Below are 20,340 nucleotides of genomic sequence, written 5' to 3'. Positions count from 1 at the left end.
TTTGAAGGCCTTCATCTAGCCAATTTCTCCAATTACAAATCTTTAATCTGCGTGTTTGCTAGGCTTACCCATCTCCATTCCGTCTGTACCGCCAGCATGACCTCCTACTGAGTTGGCTCTAGACAAGCTTGTACCGAAATCTTTTAAGCTCGCGGCCTTAAAAATACTAGTAAAGCCATATTTCAATCGAATTTCATCAACCGCTTGATCTAGCCTTTCACCTTTAATCTGTTCTAGTGGATCCGAAAATAAATCTAACTGCAATTCATCAGTATAAGTCAAATGCCCAAAGGAAATGCCAATATGTCTTATTTTAGAATGACCGTTATAAAATTTTTTAAAAAGACGCTCTGTTGCTTTGATTACTACTGCTGTTGAATTCGTTGGTGCAATTTTTAGCTGTCTGGAAAAACCACGCTCACCCTGACCTCTAGCATAACCGACGTATAAATGAATACTAGCGGCTTTAGCGCCCCTTTTTCGGACTCTTGAAATTGTTTGGGCAGCTTGTTCCTGTAGAATTAATAAAAATTCCTTATCATCATAATCCTTAGGCAGTATTTGATTATTTGATAAGGAATTTACTTTCGGCTGATATTTATGGCTAACAACCGTTCTATCAATACCATTAGCATGATGATAATACTCTAAGCCGACAATTCCAAATTTTTGATGTAACTTATGAAAGTCATAATTTGCTAAATCTCTAATTGATAAAATGCCCATTGCCTCAAAACGCTTAGACATTCGACTGCCAATGCTCCAAAAGTCAGTTAATGGTTTAATTGCCCACACCTTTGCTTCAACGTCTGCATAAGTCCATTGCGCCCTCATTGTTCGATTATGCTTAGCCTCATTATCCATTGCTAATTTTGCTAAAATCACATTATCACCAATGCCAATCGTGACATAAAAGCCGAGCTTTCGGTAAACTTTCAATTGAATTTCTCGTGCTAGTAAATCCCGTTTTTGATACCTACTTAGCTCATTCTCAGGATAGAAATAATTTAAAGACGCTGAGACATCTAAAATCGTTTCATCAATAGAATATGGGTGCATATCCATAGGTGCTGTAAATTCTTTAAAGATATCATTAATTTTCATGTTTTCCTTAACATAGTAGCGCATTCTTGGTGGTACACGATAAAATTTCAAGGCTTCATCATAAATTGGCAGCGGTTTTTTTTTAGCCTCAGCAATTGATAATGCTTTATAAAATGATTTAGAAATTGGTAAATCGCGGCCACGCATCACATTAGTAACTCCAAAATCCTTTTTGGCAGCTGGTGAAGCAGCCAGCACTAAACCGCCTCTGCTTGTATTTTCTGCATGAGACAAAACAACTAATCGTGTGGTAAGGGGATCTAATCCTCGCGCCACACATTCACAGCTTGCATAGAAGGATTTAACATCAATCATAAAAATGTCTTGAACCTTTTCCTTAGCATAATCAAAGTTAGACATTAACTCACCTCCACAGTGCAACAAAGTAAACCTCATTTCAATATTATTGAAATAGCTATAAATAAATTATAACTAGAAAATCTTAAAAATCAATAGAAAATAAAAAAAGGGCAGTGACATAAATCACCCCCTCTTGTTTTAAAGTTCTTAACTTTCGGACCTTATACGCTAAAAACTCGACCTAAGTCAAAATAATTTGTAACACAAAGCATCACTATAATTATTAATTGTTATAACCGTACTTGTTCCTTATCTTTCTATCGGCTCGATTTAGCAGCTTTTTCTACACCGTTAAATGTCTTTTGTCCGCAATGACAATTTGCTTGAACATTAGTTTAACGCGCAGATATCCTCTTCATTACTGACCTTAAACTGTTGATAATCTTTTGAATTTTTTAATTCATCAGTAAGGGTAATTTTACTAATTCTCTGATTGCCGTAGGTTGAAAAATAATAGCTTTGACTTTCAGAGCAGATATAAGCAGAATAGCAAGTATAATCTGAATGCTGGCTTTCCGTGATAACAATCCCTTTAGGTATACTAACCGATTCTAAAATATGATGTGATAGACTGACTGCCTCCACTTCATTTTTAGGCTTGAAAGCATTGTTTTTTAAAAAGGCTGTTCTGACAAATCTTGATGGTGGTGTAAAATCCCCCGGTAAGCCGAAGGTTCCAGAGCCCTGACTGAATGGTCGAAGCGTTTTATTAAGAAATGCCACAGGCTGATGCTGATTGGGTGATACAGATAAGTAGTTTCTTAAATTTGTCTCATGCCAATGATAATCAGGGCTATTAGTCATCACACCAATTGAATCCTCAATAATAGTCACACCCTCTTCACCCGGCTCAATAATCAAGCTTTTTCCAGTAGTATCTGAAAAAATAAAGTGTAACGGCGGTACAGTGTTTAATGTTGGATTTGAATCATTCATAATTTGCAATTTGTTTGCAAATAGATGAGCTACCGCATCCAAATCCTTCGCCAGAGCTAAAACGACTGGAATTACCTTATCAGGAGAAACATTAATTTTGCCTGCTCTTTGCTCAGCATGATAAACGGCAAAACCAGGAAAATAAAGAGTAGCGCCTGTTAACCCCTGCTCATTCACCCCGTCAAACAGAATTGGGCTATTATTACTCACCTCTCCCATGCCAAGAAAAGCATATTTTACCTCAATTTCATCTTGACAAGAATAGGATGTAATAAAATTTTTATCTCTAGGTACAAAAACCACCTGCTCGGCCATTTCAATCATAAAGTCCATTGTTCTGGACAGTAAATGCTTATTATCCTCAGTCTCTATCGTAAAACTACTGCAGCCAATCATAATATCCTCCTAACGTATTATTGTTATTAGTAATATATTCATTATAGTACAGTCGCTTTCAACAGGCTAATAATTGTTATTGACTCATATTAGAATCGTGCTCGGCATTGAATAATTTGATGCTGCTCAAATTAAAACTGAAATCTAACAGTGACGTTCTCATAGGTCTTAGTCAGTACCTCTTGTATCTTATCGCGCGCTGCTAATATTTTTTGATTCAGCAATGGTTCAGTTAAAACAATTTCAATCCTAATGCTTGTTCCAGTTTTATAAATTTCATATCTTAATTGACTCGCAAAACTCCCAAAATTAGTTTTCATTGTCTGATCAATCATTTTTTTAATTCTTAAATCCTTAGTGGTACCCTTTGATAATTCAATAAATGAACTAATCAATATTTTAATCGGTTCTTTAATGGAAAGCATTGAGAGAATAGCAGTGATGAAGAAATCACCAGTGTAATGCAAAAAGCCTAAGGGACCATTAATATCAATCGTTAATAAAATTAAGACAGCAATACCAATACCAAGCGACTGGACACCATCAATCAAATTAGACTTTGATTCCGCATTTAATATGACACTTACCCGATTAATTTTTTTATTTTGAAGATGATTAAAAATGCCTAAGCCAAAGCATAAAATAACCATTAAGCTGGTGTATGGCAAAATCGGACCAAGATTCATTACAGAGCCGGTTCCGTCAAAAAAATATGCTAAGGCAGACCTAAAGGTTGTCCAGACAGAAGTTACCAATAAAACAATAACTAAGAGTGACTTTAAAATTGCATACAACGGCTCAAGAAAAAATAAACCATCAGGATAAGTTTTCGTTTTTTTATGACTAAAATTTGAAATGATGATCGCAAAAATAAGAGAAATAAACGCAATCAAAGAAAAAAAGAAATCTAAAAATAACGCTTGAAGACCAGTAGACTGATATGCCCAGAATCCTGCCCCAGCAATAATAAAATTGGCAAATGTACTAACAATTAATGCTCTTTTTTCAATTTGTTTTTGTATCATTTATAAGTTCCCATCAATCTTTCTGAGTATTTGCTCAAGCTGTTGCTTTTCCTCATCGGTTAAAAAGGCGAGTGATTGATTGTAAAGCCTTTCCATCAGCTGATAGCTTTCAGCAAAGTAAGCCTTCATCTCATTGCTTAATGTTAAATTGCTAACCCGTTTGTCATGACTAGAGGGTGTTTTGATTACATATCCTTGCTCAATAAATTTAGTCATAATTTGTGTGGCCGCTGGCTTAGAAATTTGAGCCTTTTTGGCAAACTTTGAAGCCGTCGGCTCTGTCATGGTATAAATTAAATCCAAATAATACTCATCTTTCGTCGATAAGACTTGCTGTGTCGCTAAAAAATGATTGGCCTCATAATACTTTTTCATAAATTTATCGTAAATCCGATTAAAAATAGATACTGAATTTTCCATAATAGCTCCTTAGAATTAAAATAGTTAATTTACTTAACTATTTTATCAACCAGAATTAAGACGGTCAAATGAATTAATTAAAAAAATAAATTTATTAAGAATTTATAAAAAATAAAAAAAGTTGATAAATACTTGCCTTTACTGTTAGTATAAAAACAACTTATTATTTAAAAGGAGCTCTAGATGAAAGCACTCTATTTTAATCAATTTGGTGACAGTGATGTTCTAAAATACGGAGATTTAGCAACACCAGCTATTGATGAAAATTCTGTTTTAGTCAAAACAGAATTCATTGGACTTAATTTTGCTGATATTTACCGTCGCCGTGGCAATTATCATATTGAACCAAGCGACCCTTATATTAATGGCTACGAGGCAAGCGGACAGGTTGTTCAGGTAGGTGCTGGCTTAGATAAGGGCTTATTAGGACAGTCAGTGCTCTTTGTAGATGTCCCCTATGCCAATGCAGAGTACGTTAAAGTACCTAGTGAAAAGCTGATTATTCTGCCAACGGCAATCGATACAAAACAAGCAGCAACTATCGGCTTGCAAGGCTTAACCGCCGATTTTCTCGCAAATGACCTTGGGCAAAACAACAAAGATGATCGTGTTTTTATTACTGGCATTAGCGGTGGGGTTGGACAGATTTTATCACAAATTCTTTCAGCAAAGGGCGTGAAGGTCTCAGGCTCTGTCTCAACTGAGCTTAAGCAGCAAATCGCTTTATCACTCGGTGCGAGTAAAGTCTATTTAAATCGTGATAAAGCCCTCTGGCAGCCAGTATTAAAAGGCAAACTGGAGACAGTCTACGATGGAGTTGGAAGCACTTTAACAGAAAGTATTGAATTGTTAAAAAATAAGGGAAAGGTGATTTTCTTTGGCATGGCTGGTGGTAATCCCGAAAATATCGACCTAATTGACTTACTCACACATTCAAAGAGTATCCTAACTGGCGATCTATGGGACTACCTATCTTCATTTAAAGAGCGACAAAATCGCAGTCAACGCTTATTTAAGCTGGTATCAACTGGGAAAATTAATATTTCTGAGCCAACCATCTTCCACTTATCAGAAGGTCAAGCAGCACACAACTTTTTAGAAAGTGGAAAAAGTACTGGCAAAGTATTGATGAAGGTTTAGTGAACTTTATCACACCTCTACTAGCAAATGTCTAGAAAATTTGATCAAAAGGAGAAAATATTGCTACATTTAACAACCATCCAGCAAACAGAGGCGCTTTCTCAGGTTCAAGCACTTTATCAAGCCTGTTTCCAGACACTTTTAGATAAATATCAGGATTTTGAGACCAATCCTGCTAACGAAAAATTGGAAAGTATCATTAATAAATTTAATATGGAAGATAACAAATTCTATTTTATTATCTATAAAAACGAAACAGTTGGAATGGTTCGCGTAATTGTTGGAAAGCATGCTGCACGAATTGCCCCAATTTGTATTTTACCTGATTTTCAAGGCAAAGGACTGGCTTATAATGCAATGCTAGAAACTGAAAGACTTTATCCTAAAATCACCAAATGGCAGCTAGAAACGATTCAAGAGGAGCCTCATTTGGTTAAGCTTTATCAAAAATTGGGCTATCAATTAACTGGAAAAATCGAAAAAATGAATGACTCGATGTCTCTTGTTTACTTTGAAAAAAACAAATAGCAAATCTCAAAAAATTACAATAAAAAAGGATTGAAGGCTGCCTTGAAAACTCAAGAAATGAGTATGCTATAGGCGCTGACAATCCTTTTTTTTGGTAACAGATAAAAACTATTTATCCTTATATCTTGATATTTTGGCTATAACTAAGATGACTGCAGTGGGTACGATAACCCCCAAACCAAATAATACCTCATGAATAATATTAAATTGAATCAATAATAATAAAAAGGCTAGCCAAAACATAAAAAGACCTAACCAATGTGCTAGCTTAATCTTGCTGAGACCTGTCTTATGCCTATTATTATCTTGCCGATAATTTTCTATCACCTTTACCCATTTTTGGCGAAATAACTGACTACCAATTGCAATAAAAATAATAATAATCAAAATATTAACATAATCTTTAGTGGCCATCAGAACCTCCAATCCTAAATCACTTTATTATTAATTATAACAGGAATAGATAAAATATAAAAAGTATTCATCCAAGTCTGAATATTGTTCCCAGCGCTCATCAGTTAGATAGTTACTATTTCCAAAATAAGACAAATCGCAGCTAAGCTACTGCTTATCGACAATCATCCAAGCTTTTCAAGAAAAGCACCTTCACCACTAATCTAGCTTCAATAACTACAAAGTTTCGACATAAGCAAATAAAAATCATGGCAAAAAACGCCATTAAAATTTTATTTAAGCTTATGCTCAACTTTGTGAGCGAGTTATATCGGCTTTTTAATTAATCTAGCTTCAATAACTACAAAGTTTCGACATAAGCAAATAAAAATCATGGCAAAAAACGCCATTAAAATTTTATTTAAGCTTATGCTCAACTTTGTGAGCGAGTTATATCGGCTTTTTAATTAATCTAGCTTCAATGACCAACACCTAGCAAACTTAGGAAAAAGTACGCCGAGCATATCAAGCTAAGCACTCTCAGCTTTTTAATAATCACCCCAAATTTCATTCTGAAATTCTCGGAAAGTAAGTCGGCATGGCAAAAAGAGCAGCCAACAGTGATTGACTACCCTTCTTAATTCTTAATTATTAAAGCTATAGCGAAAAGCCGTACTTACGCGCTGACGAATCGGGGTAATCGCTTCTTTAATGGCCCAATATTTATCAACAAAGGTAACAATAAAACTTTCCTTATATTTTGGTGGTGCAATCGTTGCACCCCACATATGTTTAACGATAATATCCGCTTCAAGCAAAGAAATTGTTGTAATTTTTTCAGCATTCTTTAAGGCAATCCGTGGATGCATATATGCATGACTGCCCGATTCAAATTTGGTGTCACGCCAATCATAGTAAAACATATCATGCAAAAGACCAGCTCTTGCTGTTGCACGTGCATTACCCCTAAGTAATTTTGCTAATTTATAGCTAGTATACGAAACATGAATCGAATGCTCTAAACGAGTAGAATAATGATGTTGCACAAATTGATCTAATCGCTTAACTTCTTCAGTTTCTAACAATGCTGAGACATAAGTCAGATATTCTTCATCATTTTGCCAATAATTTACTTTCATTATTTACCTCGAAATATTCATAGAATGGCTTCATTATACAAAAAAGAAAGCGTTAACAGACTGAATCTTAACGAAATTTAAGTATTATATCCAGCGAAAAAGTAAAATACCTGTAGCGCTTGCAACATTTAGTGATTCTGCCCGTCCAGCCATTGGAATATGTACGAGCTGATCCGCAAATAATTGAGTCGCTTTAGAAATACCAGCTCCCTCATTTCCCATCACTAATAACCAGTCCGAGCCAGTATCAATTGTTCGATAATCAACCGAATGTTTACTCAAAGTGCTTGCATAAATTGGCAGCTGACCTTTAATTTTTTGTAATAACGGCGGTAAATCAGCCTCGATTATCGGTAGGTGAAAGTGACTCCCTTGCATTGATCGTAAAACCTTCGGATTATAAAGATCAGCTGAATTTTTAGATAAAATAACACCATTTAGTCCAGCAGCATCTGCAGTTCGAATCATCGTGCCAACGTTTCCCGGATCCTGAACATCATCCAAGACTAGCCAGTGACCTGAAAAAGCTTCGACTATTGCTTTTTCTTTTTGAACAACGGCAATAACACCTTGCGGTGTTTTCGCATCTGTTAAATCATTCAAAATGTCATCAGTCACCACTAGCAATTCAATCTGATTGGAAATCAAGGCTTTAACTTTGTCTAGCTGGCTTTCAATCGTAATAACTACAACCAATTGAGCGCTGCTTTTTATAGCCTCATCCAATAAATGAAAGCCTTCGATTAAATACTGATTGGTTCGATATTTTTTTTGCGTTAATTTTTTAAATGCCTTAATTCGATGATTGGTTTTTGAAGTAATCTTATCCAATGGCTGGCTCACTTTCAGCAACAGCAAAATAATTACCATCGGGATCTGAAAAATTAAAAACGCAGCCACCGTCTGGTAGATGAATCACTTCGCCCACTGGGAAGCCTAGTGCAGCCACTTTTTGATATAACGTCGTGATATCAGAGGTTTGAAATAAAATACTCGGTGTATTGCCTGCCACCTCTGGTGAATTTGCCATAATAAATTCTAAATCATAAAGCACTAAAGTTAGCTCAGCCCGTTCACTCGGTTTAATTTCAGCCGTTAAGGTACCATCAATCTCTGTCTCACTTTGGATATAAAATCCCAATTCTCGCCAAAACTCAATCGATTCGGCAACATTTTTTACATATAGCATAATACTTAAATGATTACTGAACATCTTTTGTCGCTCCTTCTTACTAGAAAATAAAAAGCAAGTAACCCAACCGTTACTTACTTAACAGTATACTATAAATTTAGTAATGTTTTAAGCTAAGATGAAATTAGCCATAGCTAACCAACTAAATCAGAAAACAAATAAATTGCCACTAGCTCATGACAAATCATCTATTTTTTATCAAAAAAGCCCTTTACCTTATTCAATAAGCCCTCAGCATTATCTGCTTGGTTGCTTAATAGCGCTTTACCTTGGTCAAACAAGGGACCTAGGTCATCCTTATGCGATTCCAGTAATGCTTTCGCCTGATCAAAATCACCCTTGGCAACTACCTCTTTGATTTCTTCAAAAATTTTACCTGCGTCCAAATTAGCCATTTTATACCCTCTTTCCAAATAAGAATTACATTCAACAACTGATTTCAGTTTACCAAGCAATTATTTAATTGTTAATTATAATGACTTATTCAAAAGATAATTATTATTTTTCTAAATTAATAATTTTTAACAGCAGCGTTTCAAATAGAAGCTGATTATCCTGACTGCCACTTTTCATCTGAAAATCGGCCTCAACTAGCAAACGCTGAACATTTACTAAAAATAACTCACTGACCCGTTTTATTTCACGACTGGCAAACCGGATTCGATTAGGATTAATAGGCTTAGAATTATTTCCCTTTAACTCGTTAGCAATCTGTTCATTTGATTTCCCCTGACCAATTAAAATTTTAAGACTGAGGAAAAAACGAAATTGCGAAATCAGAATACCGTTAATCTTAATTAGTTCTCCAGGCTTGGCCACTTTCATCAGGTCATAAAACAACGAAAAAGCTGATTCTGTCTGTTCGGCAATTAAGTATTTTGATAGGTCAAATAAATTTTGAGCGAGATCCTTGATTTGAGTTTTATAAATCAAATCATCAGTAATTGACTCCGTTTCAGAGAGTGCTCTTATTTTTTTAAAATGGTTGACTGCCAGCTCAAGCTGCTCGTTGCTCAATGCCACAATCAATTCAATTTGCTTCGCCGTTAATATTTGAGAAGGCTGATTCAGCTCTTGCAAATAGTCATTTATTTCTTTAGCATCAAGAATTTCAGCTTTAATTTCATTAACATTCTTTAGCAACTCTTTAGTAAATTTTTTTCGTTTATCAATGTTACCGTTAATTAATAATGCTAAAATTGTTGTTTGATTTGGATTCATTAAATAATTAATAAAAGCTTTTTTTTCTTGCTCAGTGAAAAAGCTCTTATTTTTCGCAGTTAAATCCAATAAATTTTCAACAATTACTAACTTTTTATCGCCAAAAAAAGGTAAGGTATTTAATTCATCATAAATGAGTTGAAAGCTTACCTTTTCAGCATTTAAGCGTATTACTTCTGTCTCATCAATTATATCGCTAAGCTGATGCTTGAAATTTTCGAAGACCAAATCGAGATAAAAAATATCCTCGCCATAAAAACAAAAATTATAATTATTATTTTTTAATGCTTGGTTAAACGTGTCAATTGCTTTCATTTGATTGTCTTTAATCCTTTATTGTTTATTAATGGAAAAATTTTAAGGTAGATCATTCCCTCTTTATCCGTTCTTTTTATTGTAACATGATTTTTAATTAATGTTTGCAACGTTTTCAAATGCGGATGATTGTATCGATTATTAGCACCACAAGAAATAATTGCGATTTTAGGCTGCAATTGCTGAATAAAGGCTTCACTAGAAGACGTTTGACTACCATGATGACCGACCTTCAAGACATCTGCGGTCAAATTTGGATACTTTGTAATTAGTTCTAGCTCGCCTTGACTTTCTAAATCACCTGTCAGGAGATAGCTTATCCCCCACAGCTTGCCATACAAAACAATCGAATCATTATTTCCACCATCTGTAGAAGAACTGGGATAAAGAATATTCAATCTTTGCCTGCCAAAAAATAATGCATCGCCACTTTTTACCACACAAAATTTTGGGGCTGGCTTTATTGTCGATAACTGTGCTTTAAAAGCGCCTTGAGTAAGGCTACCACTGGTTAAAGCAATATTTTTTATTCTAATCGTCTCAGCTACTACTGCTAAATCCCCAATATGATCGGCATCTGCATGAGTAGCCACTAAATAATCAATGTGACTAATCCCTCTGGACTTTAGAAATGGAAGCAAGGTTTTTTCGGCATTCGTTGTCGTAATCGCCTCCTGCCAAGCCGCCTTTTTTAAGGCTAGCTTACCGCCAACATCTACGACAATTGTCTGTAAATTGAAGGGCGCTTGAATCACAATACAATCACCTTGACCAACGTCTACGACCGCAAAGATGCCGAAGGGTGACCATTTTGTAAATATTACAAGTATTAAGAAACAAAATGATAGTTTTTTGATTGGCCTTTTCAGATAAATTGCATCAAAAATAAAATAAACAATAAATAGCATGCTTGCAAAAATTAATGGCTCTGGTTTACCAATAATCACTGGTTTCAGTGCAAAATTTGAACAAAAAATGACCAGTTCTTCCAATTTTAGAAATATAAAGTTAAAATCGAAATTCAAAGGTAACGGTGAAAGTAACAATAAAATAACGAGAAGTGGAAGAATAAAATAATCAAATAAGAAAGAAAAAAGAATCGTTAGCACGATCGATAAGGGCTGCCATTCATAGAAATAAAATAATAGCAATGGCAGAATACCTAAGCTCACATAAATACCTATTTTAATAGTCGATAGCAAGCCACTTGTCTTTTGGATAATTGGCTTTAGCTGCAATAAAATAAAGGCAAGTAAAAAGGATAACTGTGCGGATTGACCAATTAATACCAGCGGATTTAATAAGATAATAATGATAAAGGTTATCGCAAAATTATCATAGCTCGAAATATTTCGATAGCTCAATAAATTAGCAAATAATGCTCGCATAATCGAAACCTGAAAACCTGTGATGACCATATAAAATAAACTAAAAAGGATATCGGCATAGATTAAATGTTCTTGAATCACACCTAGCCGTTGCAAAATATAGTGTAATTTATTAATAAAAAAAGCAACCTGCATCCCAGAAATCGCAAAAAGATGAATAATGCCGAGCATTGAATAAAGACTCAGTGATTCACTAAATGCTTTCGGCAAATAACCGAGCAAAAGCCCCTGCATATAGGAGGAAAGCGAACTATCAAAATGATTTTGAATGTAAACAATTACTTTCCGTCTAAAATTAGCAGCCTGCTGCAAGAGATGATTACTTTTAATCGTCTTTATTTTAGAAATTTGGTTAATAGCTAGTAATTGGCTAATCCCTTTACTTTTTAAATAATTTCGGTAATCAAAACCGTTTAAATTGCGCTGACCTTCTGCCCGTTCCACCGTGCCTTTAATCTCAATTTGAAGCAGCTGACCATCATAATTCTGCCAAAAATTTTTAGCAGACTCAGTTGGCAATTGATAAAAGCACTGATAAATCCGCTTATCATGCTTGCCGAACAAGGAAAGCTGATTGCCATTGACTTGAATTGAGTCCATTTGAACCAATAAACGATCTGGTGTAGAAGGTGAAGTATCAATTAATTTCTGGATTGAATTGTTTCTGCCTAAAAATAAAACAGCGAAGGCAATTAAAATAACAAAAACTATCATTTTAATTCTTTTAGGATAACATTTCAAGCGATAAACTAAGAATAACAATAAGAATAGCCATAAAAAATGACTACCATAAATATTAAAATAAACAACTGCAATGACTAATGCAAGATAAATTAGTGGAAATTGACTTAAAAATCTAGTCAAATACATCTCCAAAGTTTAATTGTTTAAAGAAATGCGGATTTAAATCAACCTGATTGACCTCTACGCCAAGTTTATTAATTAGCTCCAATGCGTATGGATCGTTGTGATAATCATTCAAATAATGGATTTTTCGGATACCTGCTTGTAAAATTTGTTTTGTACAATGAACACACGGCATATGTGTCACGTAAATTTCTGCGCCATCCGTTGACACACCAAATTTTGCACATTGCAAGATGGCATTCATTTCAGCATGAATTGTGCGGATACAATGCCCATCAACAATTTTACAGCCTTCATCCACACAATGCACCTCGCCTGAAACAGAACCATTATAACCACCTGCAATAATGCGTTTATCACGAACAACCGTTGCACCAACTGACAAACGCGGACAGGTACTTCTAAGTGCTAATAACACAGCTTGTGCCATAAAATATTGATCCCAAGGAATTCTTTCCATTTTAATACCTCACTAATTTTTGATACAGATTAAACAATGATTATATTTATAAATTTATCGGATTTTAAATCCATGATATAGTTACTATTCAATTGTAACGTAATCCTTAATTTTTTCAATCGTTGCAGCTCCAATACCACTAATATTCTTTAGATCATCTATTGCTTGAAAGCTCCCATTTGCATCACGATAATTAATAATATCCTTTGACTTTTTTTCGCCAATCCCACTAATTGTTTGCAGCTCCGCTTCCGTTGCTGTGTTTAAATTAATTTTTTTATTATCCGTATCCGCAAGATTTGAATCTATTTGCGGCGATACTAAATTCTCCATCGCTTCACCAATGAATGGTACATAAATAATCATTTCATCGGTCAATTTTTGTGCTAAATTTACGCCTTTCATTTCTGCATTTTCCAGCATACCACCAGCCAACTTAACAACATCGGCAACCCTTGATGAATTTGAAACTTGATAAATCCCTGGCTTAGCAACTGCTCCTTTAATATCTATATAAATTTGAATCGTCTCAATTTTCTCACTTTGAACATTTTCTACATCACTTTTGTCACTGCTTGCTTGTGTTGACTTAATTTCTGTTAAGTCAACCGAATTAAAATCTGATTGCTTATTGCTTTGACTGAATAGCCATACAAAAACAATTGATAGGATTACTATACCAGCCGTAAAATATTGCCAATACTTTTTTAGATAATCTATTGATGCCATATTTCCTCCTCATCTATTATTACGAGAAAAAAATAAAAAAAACATAAAACTTTTAAATTTTATGTTCTCTGATTTTATAAATTTCGATATTTTACAGTTAAACCCTTAATAAAATTACGAGTGAACTGGTTGCCAGCTGGTTGATAGTTTCGTTGACCAGCTTTTCTTAAGATAGCCGTTAATTCAGCAGCAGATACATTAAACTGTGCCAGCCGAAAAATATCTAAAATATCATCACTAGTTAAAGCAAGTGCAATTTTTATTTTTTTAATAAATACATTATTAATACTGTCACTATCAGTCATAATAAAGGTTGGTTTAACATCAGGCTTCGCACCACGCTTGTAAATGATCAGCCCATTTAAGAAGCTTTCTAGCTGCTTTTTACTTAAAGGCTCATCAGGTAAATCAACAGCTTCTTTTTTTGTCATCAGTAACGCTAATTTATCATTAGATACTGCTTCACCACCAAGTGCAAAAATTTGAATTAACTCGCTATCCTTTAAATCAAGTGCATAGCGCAAACGAATTAAGTAATCATTATTATTCATTATAAGCTCCATTAATTTCTAGTATTGTTAAATAAGTATCGCAAAGTATCTGACAGATATCAAGATTTTCCGTAAAATTAAAAAGAGGTGTGACAAAATGTAGTGACCCCTAAAAGTTAGATTCTCAGGTCTAGCTTTTGGAGGCACATCAAAAGAAGCTCTAACCTCTTTCATAAAGTTCGTAATTTACTGGGGAAAATGCCTGCAATATAATCGATTATTCGTCTATATTTTGTGATTTTCAAAAAATGGAGTCAGCTAGCGCCATCGTCGAAAGCAACCTCGCTCACTAGAATTCGAAGCTAGATATGCTTATCTACTCTTTGTACAGTATGACTGAAAATTGTTAGTGCTGCAATAATTAATGCCTTCAAATTCTTTGTTCACTACGTTCTTCCACCTCTTCTCACAAAAATGGGATTTTGCTAAAACCGTAAAATCTTTCATTTTTGTGAGGCATTTCAATACAAGCAAACGAAGGGTGTTTAAAAACTTATTTCAAAGCCCCAACCCTAAGACTGCTTTGAATATTATCTTTTTTTGTGAAAACAGGATTGTTGCTGGGAAATAAGTTCAAGCTCACTGTTTAGATGTCGGTTTTTTACGAAAACGGGATTGTTTCCGAAAAACAAGTCCAAATCAGAGCAATAAAGAATGGGTCAAAATATTTATCAGTCCAATTTATAGTAAAGCCAAAAAGACAAAGCACACTCTAAAAGTATACTTTGTCTATATTGTATCGTTGTAGCTTCTTACTCGTTCATCGATAATTGCTAAGCTCAGAACTACAAAAATGAAAAGCCGTAGCGCCTCCTGTTCAAGAGACGCTTATCACTTGAGGTAGAGATGCTACGACATTTTTTTGCTACCGCTACGACATTTTATTTTTCCGTACGGAAAAATGCAGCATTAATTGTTATTTGTTAACTGCTAATCATTCAGACAGGCTTCACTCGCTAGGAAAGGATCTGGCGAGGGAAGCCATTTTTTACGATAAGTCAACTACGGTCCTAAAGCACCAAGTTGCCTTTATCTCAAAATGGTTTGCCTACCGTTCGACCTTCCTAAACAAGCGTGGTCAGCGACAATGCTCAATTTGGTTTGAAAATAACCAAATTGAGAAGTTAGTGCAATGCTTGGGCATTTGTTATCACAAATGACGTTAGCTCAAGAAACGCTTTAGCGTTGTTGAGTTTTAGCATTGCCACCTTAGATATGAATTGGCATACCGTCTGCCAGCTCACTAGTATCCATAATCGCTTCCCCAAGTGTTGGATGTGGGTGAACCGTCATTGAAATATCCTCAGTTGTCAAACCATTTTCAATGGCTAAGGCAAATTCACTAATCAAGTCACTTGCACCTGGACCTGCGATTTGCGCACCAATAATCACACCAGTTGCCTTATCACTTAACATCCGAATAAAGCCCTTTGTCGCATTCATCGTGATTGCACGTCCATTTGCCGCAAATGGAAACTTACTAATCATAAAGTCAAGATTTTTTTCTTTAGCAGATTCAACCGTTTCACCCATTGTTGCTAACTCAGGATCGCAATAAGCTACGGCTGGAATTGAAATGGCACAGTTTTGGATGTCTTCGCCTGCCACATTGCCTGCTGCAATTTTAGCTTCATAGCTGGCCTTATGGGCTAGCATTGGACCCTCAACAATATCACCAATTGCATAAATATGACTGACGCTTGTTTGCTGACGATCATTGACCACAATTTGACCACGATCAGTGAGCTTAACGTCTGTATTATTAATACCGATTTCATCTGTATTTGGTCGGCGACCTACTGAAACTAAACAGTAATCCGCTTCTACTTGGTGCTCAACGCCATCTACTTCGTAAACAACCTTAACTGAGTCATCGTCTTGAATTGCTTCCTTCGCTTTGGCATTTGTTACGATTTCTACACCTTTTTCTTTGAAATCATCGACAACAAAGCTATACATTTCTTTATCAAAGCCATTTAAAATGTGAGGTAAGCCTTCAATAATCGTTACCTTACTACCTAAGTTTGCATATGCACCTGCTAATTCACTACCGATAACACCACCACCAATAACAACTAAATGCTTTGGCACTTCTGGTAAACTCAGTGCACCAGTTGAGTTAACCACACGGTCTTTAAAGGCAAAGCCGGGAATCTCAATTGGACGACTACCTGTGGCGATGATACATTTTTCAAATTCTAGCAAATGACTTTCATCCTCTGAAATAACATTAATCACTTGATTATCATTAAAACGAGCTTCGCCACGTAAAATGTCAATTTTATGCTTCTTCAAAAGCATCCCAATGCCGCCAGTTAATGTTTTAACAACCTGTTCATTCTTCCATTTTTGTGTTTCATCCCAGTTTAATGTTGCCCCCTTGGAATGAACACCCATAATACTATTCGTTGAATGAATTTGCGAGTAATAGTTATGACCAGCATTAATCAAAGCTTTAGAAGGGATACAGCCGACGTTTAAGCAGACACCACCGATGAAATCACGTTCTATAATGGTTACTTTTTGCCCAAGTTCAGCCGCACGAATGGCAGCAACATAACCGCCGGGTCCGCTACCAATCACAACTGTTTGTACACTTTTTGCTTGACTACCTACAACCATTAAATTACACCTCCATCAGCATATAAGCTGGATCATTTAACATTTTTTTCAAGTCATTAATGGCGCTTTGTGCAAGCATACCATCAATTAAACGATGGTCAAATGATAAAGAAAGTTTCATCATATTGCCGACCACAATTTCGCCTTCATCATTGACAATTGGTTCCTTGGCAATTGTCCCCAAGCCAAGGATTGCCGCTTCATTAACATTGATAACCGGTGTAAACCAATTGCCACGTGCACTACCAATATTAGAAATCGTAATTGTTGAACCACTCGCAACATCTGGGGTCAATTTACCCTCACGCGCACGTTCAGCCAATTCGGCAATTTCCTTGGCAATTGCTAAGATTGATTTTTGATCCGCGTTACGAACAACGGGCACAAATAAGCCATTTGGTGTATCCACAGCAATCCCAACATTAATCGCTTCAGGATAAACAATTTCATTTTTAGCAGCATCAACGTGGGCATTCAAATCTGGGAAACGCTTAACCATAGCGGCTAAAGCCTTCGCAACATAGGCAAGATAGGTTAATTTAGTATCTTGTTTAAGTGCAATCTCCTTAAAGGTTGCCCGATGTGCCATTAATTTAGAAACCTCAACCTGTTCAAATAAAGTCACATGAGGTACATTTTGCTTTTGACTGGTCATATTACGCGCAATTGCCTTACGAATAGGCGACATTGGTACACGACCAACCTTTTCTTCAACCGGTGCAGCCTTTGGTGCTGGCGCAACTGTAGCTTGTTCAGCTTCAGCAGAAACCTCAGCTTCAGCTGGAGCTGAGGCGTCGGCTACCACGTTACCGGTATTTTTAACATCTTCAAGTGTAATATTACCGTGACGACCAGTTGCCACGACTTTCGTTAAATCAATGCCATTACGGCGTGCATAACGACGGACGCTTGGCATTGCACGAACTTGACCGCCGACAACTGGAGCACCAACCTTTTCAGGAGTTGCCGTTGCAGCTTGATTAACAGCATTTTCGGGTGAGACAACAGGTGTTGCTTCATTACCATTGGTAGGGGCGGCCGTTGCTTCAGCTGGTGCTGGTTCATCGCCTGCTGAAGCGCCAGAGCCATCACCATCAAATTCAACAAGAGGTGCGCCAACCTCTACGACTGTGCCAGCCTCAACAAATAATTTTGTGATTTTACCACTATATGGTGATAAAATTTCTTGTAATAATTTATCATTTTGAATTTCAGCAATCGGATCATCTGCCTTAATGGTATCGCCAACTTTCACTAACCATGAAGCAATTTCACCTTCCGCCATACCTTCGCCGACATCGGGCATTTTAAAAATTTCTGTCATTTCAATCCACCTCTACTCAAATTCAACTACATTTTTTACCGCAGTCACAACATCGTCTACCTGTGGCAACCAATCATTTTCAGCAGCGCCAAATGGATAAACACTGTCTGGTGCTGAAACACGCCCAATTGGTGCTTCTAAGCTTAAAATAAAGCGTTCGGAAATTTCAGCCATGACAGCACTTCCAACACCTGCTTGTCTTTGTGCTTCTTGTGCGACAACAACCCGACCGGTCTTTTCAACTGATTGACCAATGGTTTCAATGTCAATTGGACTTACTGTACGCAAATCAATGACCTCGGCATTAATGCCTTCTTTTTCAAGTGCTTCTGCTGCTTTCAAGCAGGTTGGCACAAGACCACCATAAGTAATAATCGTGACATCGTCACCTTCTTTAGCTACTGCTGCTTTATCTAAAGGCGTTGTATAGTAACCTTCTGGTACTTCACCTCTAACTGAGCGATATAGTTTTAAGTTTTCCATAAAAATGACCGGATCATTAGATTCAATTGCTGAAAGTAATAAACCTTTGGCATCGGCAGGATTACTTGGCATAACCACTCGCAAACCGGGCGTTTGTGCCATTAGACCTTCTAAGTTATCTGCATGCATTTCTGGTGTATGCGTACCACCACCATAAGGTGCACGTACCACAATTGGAAATTCACGAGTACCATGGAAACGGAAGCGATTGCGAGCCATTTGTCCAGAAATAGAGTCCATTACTTCAAAGAGAAAACCGAAGAACTGAATTTCCATAATTGGACGGAAGCCTTGTGTCGTTAAACCAATAGCAGCACCACCAATGGCACTCTCAGCTAGAGGGGTATCAAATACACGTTCATCCCCATATTTTTGATTTAGACCCTCTGTTGCTCTAAATACACCACCATTTTTACCCACATCTTCACCAAAAAGTAGGACGTTCTCGTCTTTTTCTAGCGCTAAATCTAACGCTTCAGTAATTGCTGCGATATATGTCTTGACTGCCATTTACTTGCCTGCCTTTCTGAATTTTTCAATCTGTTCTTGTTGAACAAACCCAGGTTGTTCGAAAGTCGTTTCGATAAATTCTGAAACCTTTTGTTTTTGTACATTATCTGCCTTTTTAACAGCTGCATCAATTTCTTCATTTATTTCCGCTTTATACGCTTCCTCAATCGCTTCGCTCCAAAGCTGCTTTTCTTCTAAGAAAATGCGCATCCGAATCAATGGTTCAACCTTTTGCCATTCCTCAATTGACTCTTTAGTCCGATAGCGCAATGGATCGTCCCCACTCATTGAATGTGGCTCCAAACGGTCGGTTAATGTTTCAATTAAGACAGGGCCATTACCAGAAACAGTCCATTCACGTGCTTTTTTAGCGGCAAGGTAACAAGCAATTGGGTCCATACCATCGACTACAATACTCGGAATACCAGCACCCCAGCCTTTTGAAGCTAAATGTGGTGCAACGGTTTGTACTTTACGTGGTGTCGAAATGGCATACCCATTATTTTGAATAATGAAGACAGCATTCGCCTTATAGGCACCTGCAAAGTTCATACCTTCATAAGTATCCCCTTGTGACGAACCACCGTCACCAGTGTATGTATAAGCACAAGCCGCCTTTTGACGTTTCTTCATGCCAAGACCAATACCAGCAGCTTCAACAAACTGCGCACCAATAATAATTTGTGGGAACCATGTATTGATGCCTTCCATTAGGTTACCTTCATAATGACCACGACTCCATAAGAACGCTTTATAGATTGGAAAGCCCTTATGAATCATTTGTGGAATATCACGGTAGCCAGGCATTAAATAGTCGTCATCATTAAAAGCAAAGCTTGTTGCTGACTGACTTGCCTCTTGACCCCGTGTAGGCGCCACAAAACCAAGCCGACCTTGTTTGGCAAGCTTAACGCTTCTTTCATTCAACACTAATTGTTTGATCATACGCTTCATTAATTCAACTAGCTGTTCATCATTTAAATCAGCAGCCTTTAAACCTGCTTCATCGACTATTTTACCATCCTTATCTAATACCTTTAATTCTGGAAAACTTTCGTCTTGTAATTTTAACTGTTTCTCAAAATCTAAAATTTCCAAAGCTTGACTCATCGTCATTTGCCTCCTCTAATTATTAACTTAAAAGTTTGTAACTGCTGGAAAAATTTAAAGAAGCCTTCTAAATAAGAAAAATTTATTATTATTCAACAAATCTTAAAGATTGCTTCGCACCACAAGT

20 protein-coding genes are annotated in these 20,340 nt (G+C 36.4%); 2 read left to right on the top strand and 18 right to left on the bottom strand.

The window, feature by feature from the left end; all coding sequences use genetic code 11:
• Positions 1–42: 42 nt before the first annotated feature.
• The 4 genes from HOY35_RS02910 to HOY35_RS02895 all read right to left on the bottom strand — a co-directional run bounded on the left by HOY35_RS02910 (position 43) and on the right by HOY35_RS02895 (position 4,241).
• Positions 43–1,464: a hypothetical protein gene (locus HOY35_RS02910; protein WP_172210510.1), complete on the bottom strand. Its 1,422-nt coding sequence runs from the start codon at positions 1,462–1,464 to the stop codon at positions 43–45.
• A gap of 330 nt (positions 1,465–1,794) precedes the next feature.
• Entirely contained in the window at positions 1,795–2,796 is a 1,002-nt protein-coding gene (locus HOY35_RS02905) for a choloylglycine hydrolase family protein (protein ID WP_172210509.1), read from the bottom strand.
• A 131-nt stretch (positions 2,797–2,927) separates the two neighbouring features.
• Positions 2,928–3,821: a cation transporter gene (locus HOY35_RS02900; RefSeq protein ID WP_172210508.1), complete on the bottom strand. Its 894-nt coding sequence runs from the start codon at positions 3,819–3,821 to the stop codon at positions 2,928–2,930.
• The gene (locus HOY35_RS02895; protein ID WP_172210507.1) at positions 3,822–4,241 is read right to left on the bottom strand and encodes a MarR family winged helix-turn-helix transcriptional regulator; all 420 of its coding nucleotides are present in this window, start codon (positions 4,239–4,241) and stop codon (positions 3,822–3,824) included.
• A gap of 183 nt (positions 4,242–4,424) precedes the next feature.
• Here HOY35_RS02895 and HOY35_RS02890 point away from each other — a divergent pair, with 183 nt between their 5' ends.
• Both HOY35_RS02890 and HOY35_RS02885 read left to right on the top strand, forming a co-directional pair.
• Positions 4,425–5,381, top strand: coding sequence for a zinc-binding dehydrogenase (locus HOY35_RS02890; protein ID WP_172210506.1), 957 nt, complete (start codon positions 4,425–4,427; stop codon positions 5,379–5,381).
• 60 nt (positions 5,382–5,441) lie between these two features.
• Positions 5,442–5,909 (top strand): GNAT family N-acetyltransferase, encoded by a 468-nt coding sequence (locus HOY35_RS02885; RefSeq protein ID WP_172210505.1) that lies wholly within the window; start codon positions 5,442–5,444, stop codon positions 5,907–5,909.
• A 108-nt stretch (positions 5,910–6,017) separates the two neighbouring features.
• Here HOY35_RS02885 and HOY35_RS02880 read toward each other — a convergent pair whose 3' ends face one another.
• The 14 genes from HOY35_RS02880 to HOY35_RS02815 form a co-directional block, all read right to left on the bottom strand.
• Complete coding sequence (locus tag HOY35_RS02880) at positions 6,018–6,323, bottom strand: hypothetical protein (protein ID WP_172210504.1); 306 nt, start codon at positions 6,321–6,323, stop codon at positions 6,018–6,020.
• Between the two features lie 623 nt (positions 6,324–6,946).
• Entirely contained in the window at positions 6,947–7,441 is a 495-nt protein-coding gene (locus HOY35_RS02875; protein ID WP_172210503.1) for an HD domain-containing protein, read from the bottom strand.
• An 84-nt stretch (positions 7,442–7,525) separates the two neighbouring features.
• Positions 7,526–8,272 (bottom strand): RNA methyltransferase, encoded by a 747-nt coding sequence (locus HOY35_RS02870; RefSeq protein ID WP_172210502.1) that lies wholly within the window; start codon positions 8,270–8,272, stop codon positions 7,526–7,528.
• Positions 8,265–8,654: a VOC family protein gene (locus HOY35_RS02865; protein ID WP_172210501.1), complete on the bottom strand. Its 390-nt coding sequence runs from the start codon at positions 8,652–8,654 to the stop codon at positions 8,265–8,267. Before HOY35_RS02865 ends, HOY35_RS02870 begins: the two co-directional genes overlap by 8 nt.
• A 167-nt stretch (positions 8,655–8,821) precedes the next feature.
• Positions 8,822–9,028 (bottom strand): hypothetical protein, encoded by a 207-nt coding sequence (locus HOY35_RS02860; RefSeq protein WP_249641451.1) that lies wholly within the window; start codon positions 9,026–9,028, stop codon positions 8,822–8,824.
• 103 nt (positions 9,029–9,131) lie between these two features.
• Positions 9,132–10,169: a DNA polymerase III subunit delta gene (gene holA, locus HOY35_RS02855; protein ID WP_172210500.1), complete on the bottom strand. Its 1,038-nt coding sequence runs from the start codon at positions 10,167–10,169 to the stop codon at positions 9,132–9,134.
• Positions 10,166–12,421: a DNA internalization-related competence protein ComEC/Rec2 gene (locus tag HOY35_RS02850; protein WP_172210499.1), complete on the bottom strand. Its 2,256-nt coding sequence runs from the start codon at positions 12,419–12,421 to the stop codon at positions 10,166–10,168. Before HOY35_RS02850 ends, holA begins: the two co-directional genes overlap by 4 nt.
• Positions 12,414–12,890 (bottom strand): ComE operon protein 2, encoded by a 477-nt coding sequence (locus tag HOY35_RS02845; RefSeq protein WP_172210556.1) that lies wholly within the window; start codon positions 12,888–12,890, stop codon positions 12,414–12,416. The genes HOY35_RS02850 and HOY35_RS02845 overlap by 8 nt, the downstream gene beginning before the upstream one ends.
• Positions 12,891–12,968: 78 nt before the next feature.
• Entirely contained in the window at positions 12,969–13,613 is a 645-nt protein-coding gene (locus HOY35_RS02840) for a helix-hairpin-helix domain-containing protein (RefSeq protein WP_172210498.1), read from the bottom strand.
• Between the two features lie 74 nt (positions 13,614–13,687).
• On the bottom strand, positions 13,688–14,164 hold the full coding sequence (locus HOY35_RS02835) for a DUF1456 family protein (RefSeq protein ID WP_172210497.1): 477 nt from the start codon (positions 14,162–14,164) through the stop codon (positions 13,688–13,690).
• A 1,209-nt stretch (positions 14,165–15,373) separates the two neighbouring features.
• Positions 15,374–16,786, bottom strand: coding sequence for a dihydrolipoyl dehydrogenase (gene lpdA, locus HOY35_RS02830; protein ID WP_172210496.1), 1,413 nt, complete (start codon positions 16,784–16,786; stop codon positions 15,374–15,376).
• A gap of 4 nt (positions 16,787–16,790) precedes the next feature.
• Entirely contained in the window at positions 16,791–18,110 is a 1,320-nt protein-coding gene (locus HOY35_RS02825) for a dihydrolipoamide acetyltransferase family protein (RefSeq protein WP_172210495.1), read from the bottom strand.
• Positions 18,111–18,122: 12 nt separating this feature from the next.
• Positions 18,123–19,103 carry an alpha-ketoacid dehydrogenase subunit beta gene (locus HOY35_RS02820; RefSeq protein ID WP_172210494.1) on the bottom strand — a complete coding sequence of 327 codons (981 nt, stop codon included), beginning with the start codon at positions 19,101–19,103 and terminating at the stop codon, positions 18,123–18,125.
• On the bottom strand, positions 19,104–20,219 hold the full coding sequence (locus HOY35_RS02815) for a thiamine pyrophosphate-dependent dehydrogenase E1 component subunit alpha (protein ID WP_172210493.1): 1,116 nt from the start codon (positions 20,217–20,219) through the stop codon (positions 19,104–19,106). It abuts the gene before it with no gap.
• Between the last annotated feature and the right edge of the window lie 121 nt (positions 20,220–20,340).

It is taken from the genome of Enterococcus sp. MMGLQ5-1 (assembly GCF_013155265.1).
In the GTDB taxonomy this organism is placed as follows: domain Bacteria; phylum Bacillota; class Bacilli; order Lactobacillales; family Streptococcaceae; genus MMGLQ5-1.
This window is presented reverse-complemented; position numbering and strand designations above follow the sequence as displayed.

Excerpts from the sequence above, each read along its gene's own strand:
- HOY35_RS02910 (WP_172210510.1), bottom strand. The coding sequence starts at position 1,464 with ATGTCTAACTTTGATTATGCTAAGGAAAAGGTTCAAGACATTTTTATG.
- HOY35_RS02905 (WP_172210509.1), bottom strand. The coding sequence starts at position 2,796 with ATGATTGGCTGCAGTAGTTTTACGATAGAGACTGAGGATAATAAGCAT.
- HOY35_RS02900 (WP_172210508.1), bottom strand. The coding sequence starts at position 3,821 with ATGATACAAAAACAAATTGAAAAAAGAGCATTAATTGTTAGTACATTT.
- HOY35_RS02895 (WP_172210507.1), bottom strand. The coding sequence starts at position 4,241 with ATGGAAAATTCAGTATCTATTTTTAATCGGATTTACGATAAATTTATG.
- HOY35_RS02890 (WP_172210506.1), top strand. The coding sequence starts at position 4,425 with ATGAAAGCACTCTATTTTAATCAATTTGGTGACAGTGATGTTCTAAAA.
- HOY35_RS02880 (WP_172210504.1), bottom strand. The coding sequence starts at position 6,323 with ATGGCCACTAAAGATTATGTTAATATTTTGATTATTATTATTTTTATT.
- HOY35_RS02875 (WP_172210503.1), bottom strand. The coding sequence starts at position 7,441 with ATGAAAGTAAATTATTGGCAAAATGATGAAGAATATCTGACTTATGTC.
- HOY35_RS02865 (WP_172210501.1), bottom strand. The coding sequence starts at position 8,654 with ATGTTCAGTAATCATTTAAGTATTATGCTATATGTAAAAAATGTTGCC.
- HOY35_RS02860 (WP_249641451.1), bottom strand. The coding sequence starts at position 9,028 with ATGGCTAATTTGGACGCAGGTAAAATTTTTGAAGAAATCAAAGAGGTA.
- holA (WP_172210500.1), bottom strand. The coding sequence starts at position 10,169 with ATGAAAGCAATTGACACGTTTAACCAAGCATTAAAAAATAATAATTAT.
- HOY35_RS02840 (WP_172210498.1), bottom strand. The coding sequence starts at position 13,613 with ATGGCATCAATAGATTATCTAAAAAAGTATTGGCAATATTTTACGGCT.
- HOY35_RS02835 (WP_172210497.1), bottom strand. The coding sequence starts at position 14,164 with ATGAATAATAATGATTACTTAATTCGTTTGCGCTATGCACTTGATTTA.
- lpdA (WP_172210496.1), bottom strand. The coding sequence starts at position 16,786 with ATGGTTGTAGGTAGTCAAGCAAAAAGTGTACAAACAGTTGTGATTGGT.
- HOY35_RS02825 (WP_172210495.1), bottom strand. The coding sequence starts at position 18,110 with ATGACAGAAATTTTTAAAATGCCCGATGTCGGCGAAGGTATGGCGGAA.
- HOY35_RS02820 (WP_172210494.1), bottom strand. The coding sequence starts at position 19,103 with ATGGCAGTCAAGACATATATCGCAGCAATTACTGAAGCGTTAGATTTA.
- HOY35_RS02815 (WP_172210493.1), bottom strand. The coding sequence starts at position 20,219 with ATGACGATGAGTCAAGCTTTGGAAATTTTAGATTTTGAGAAACAGTTA.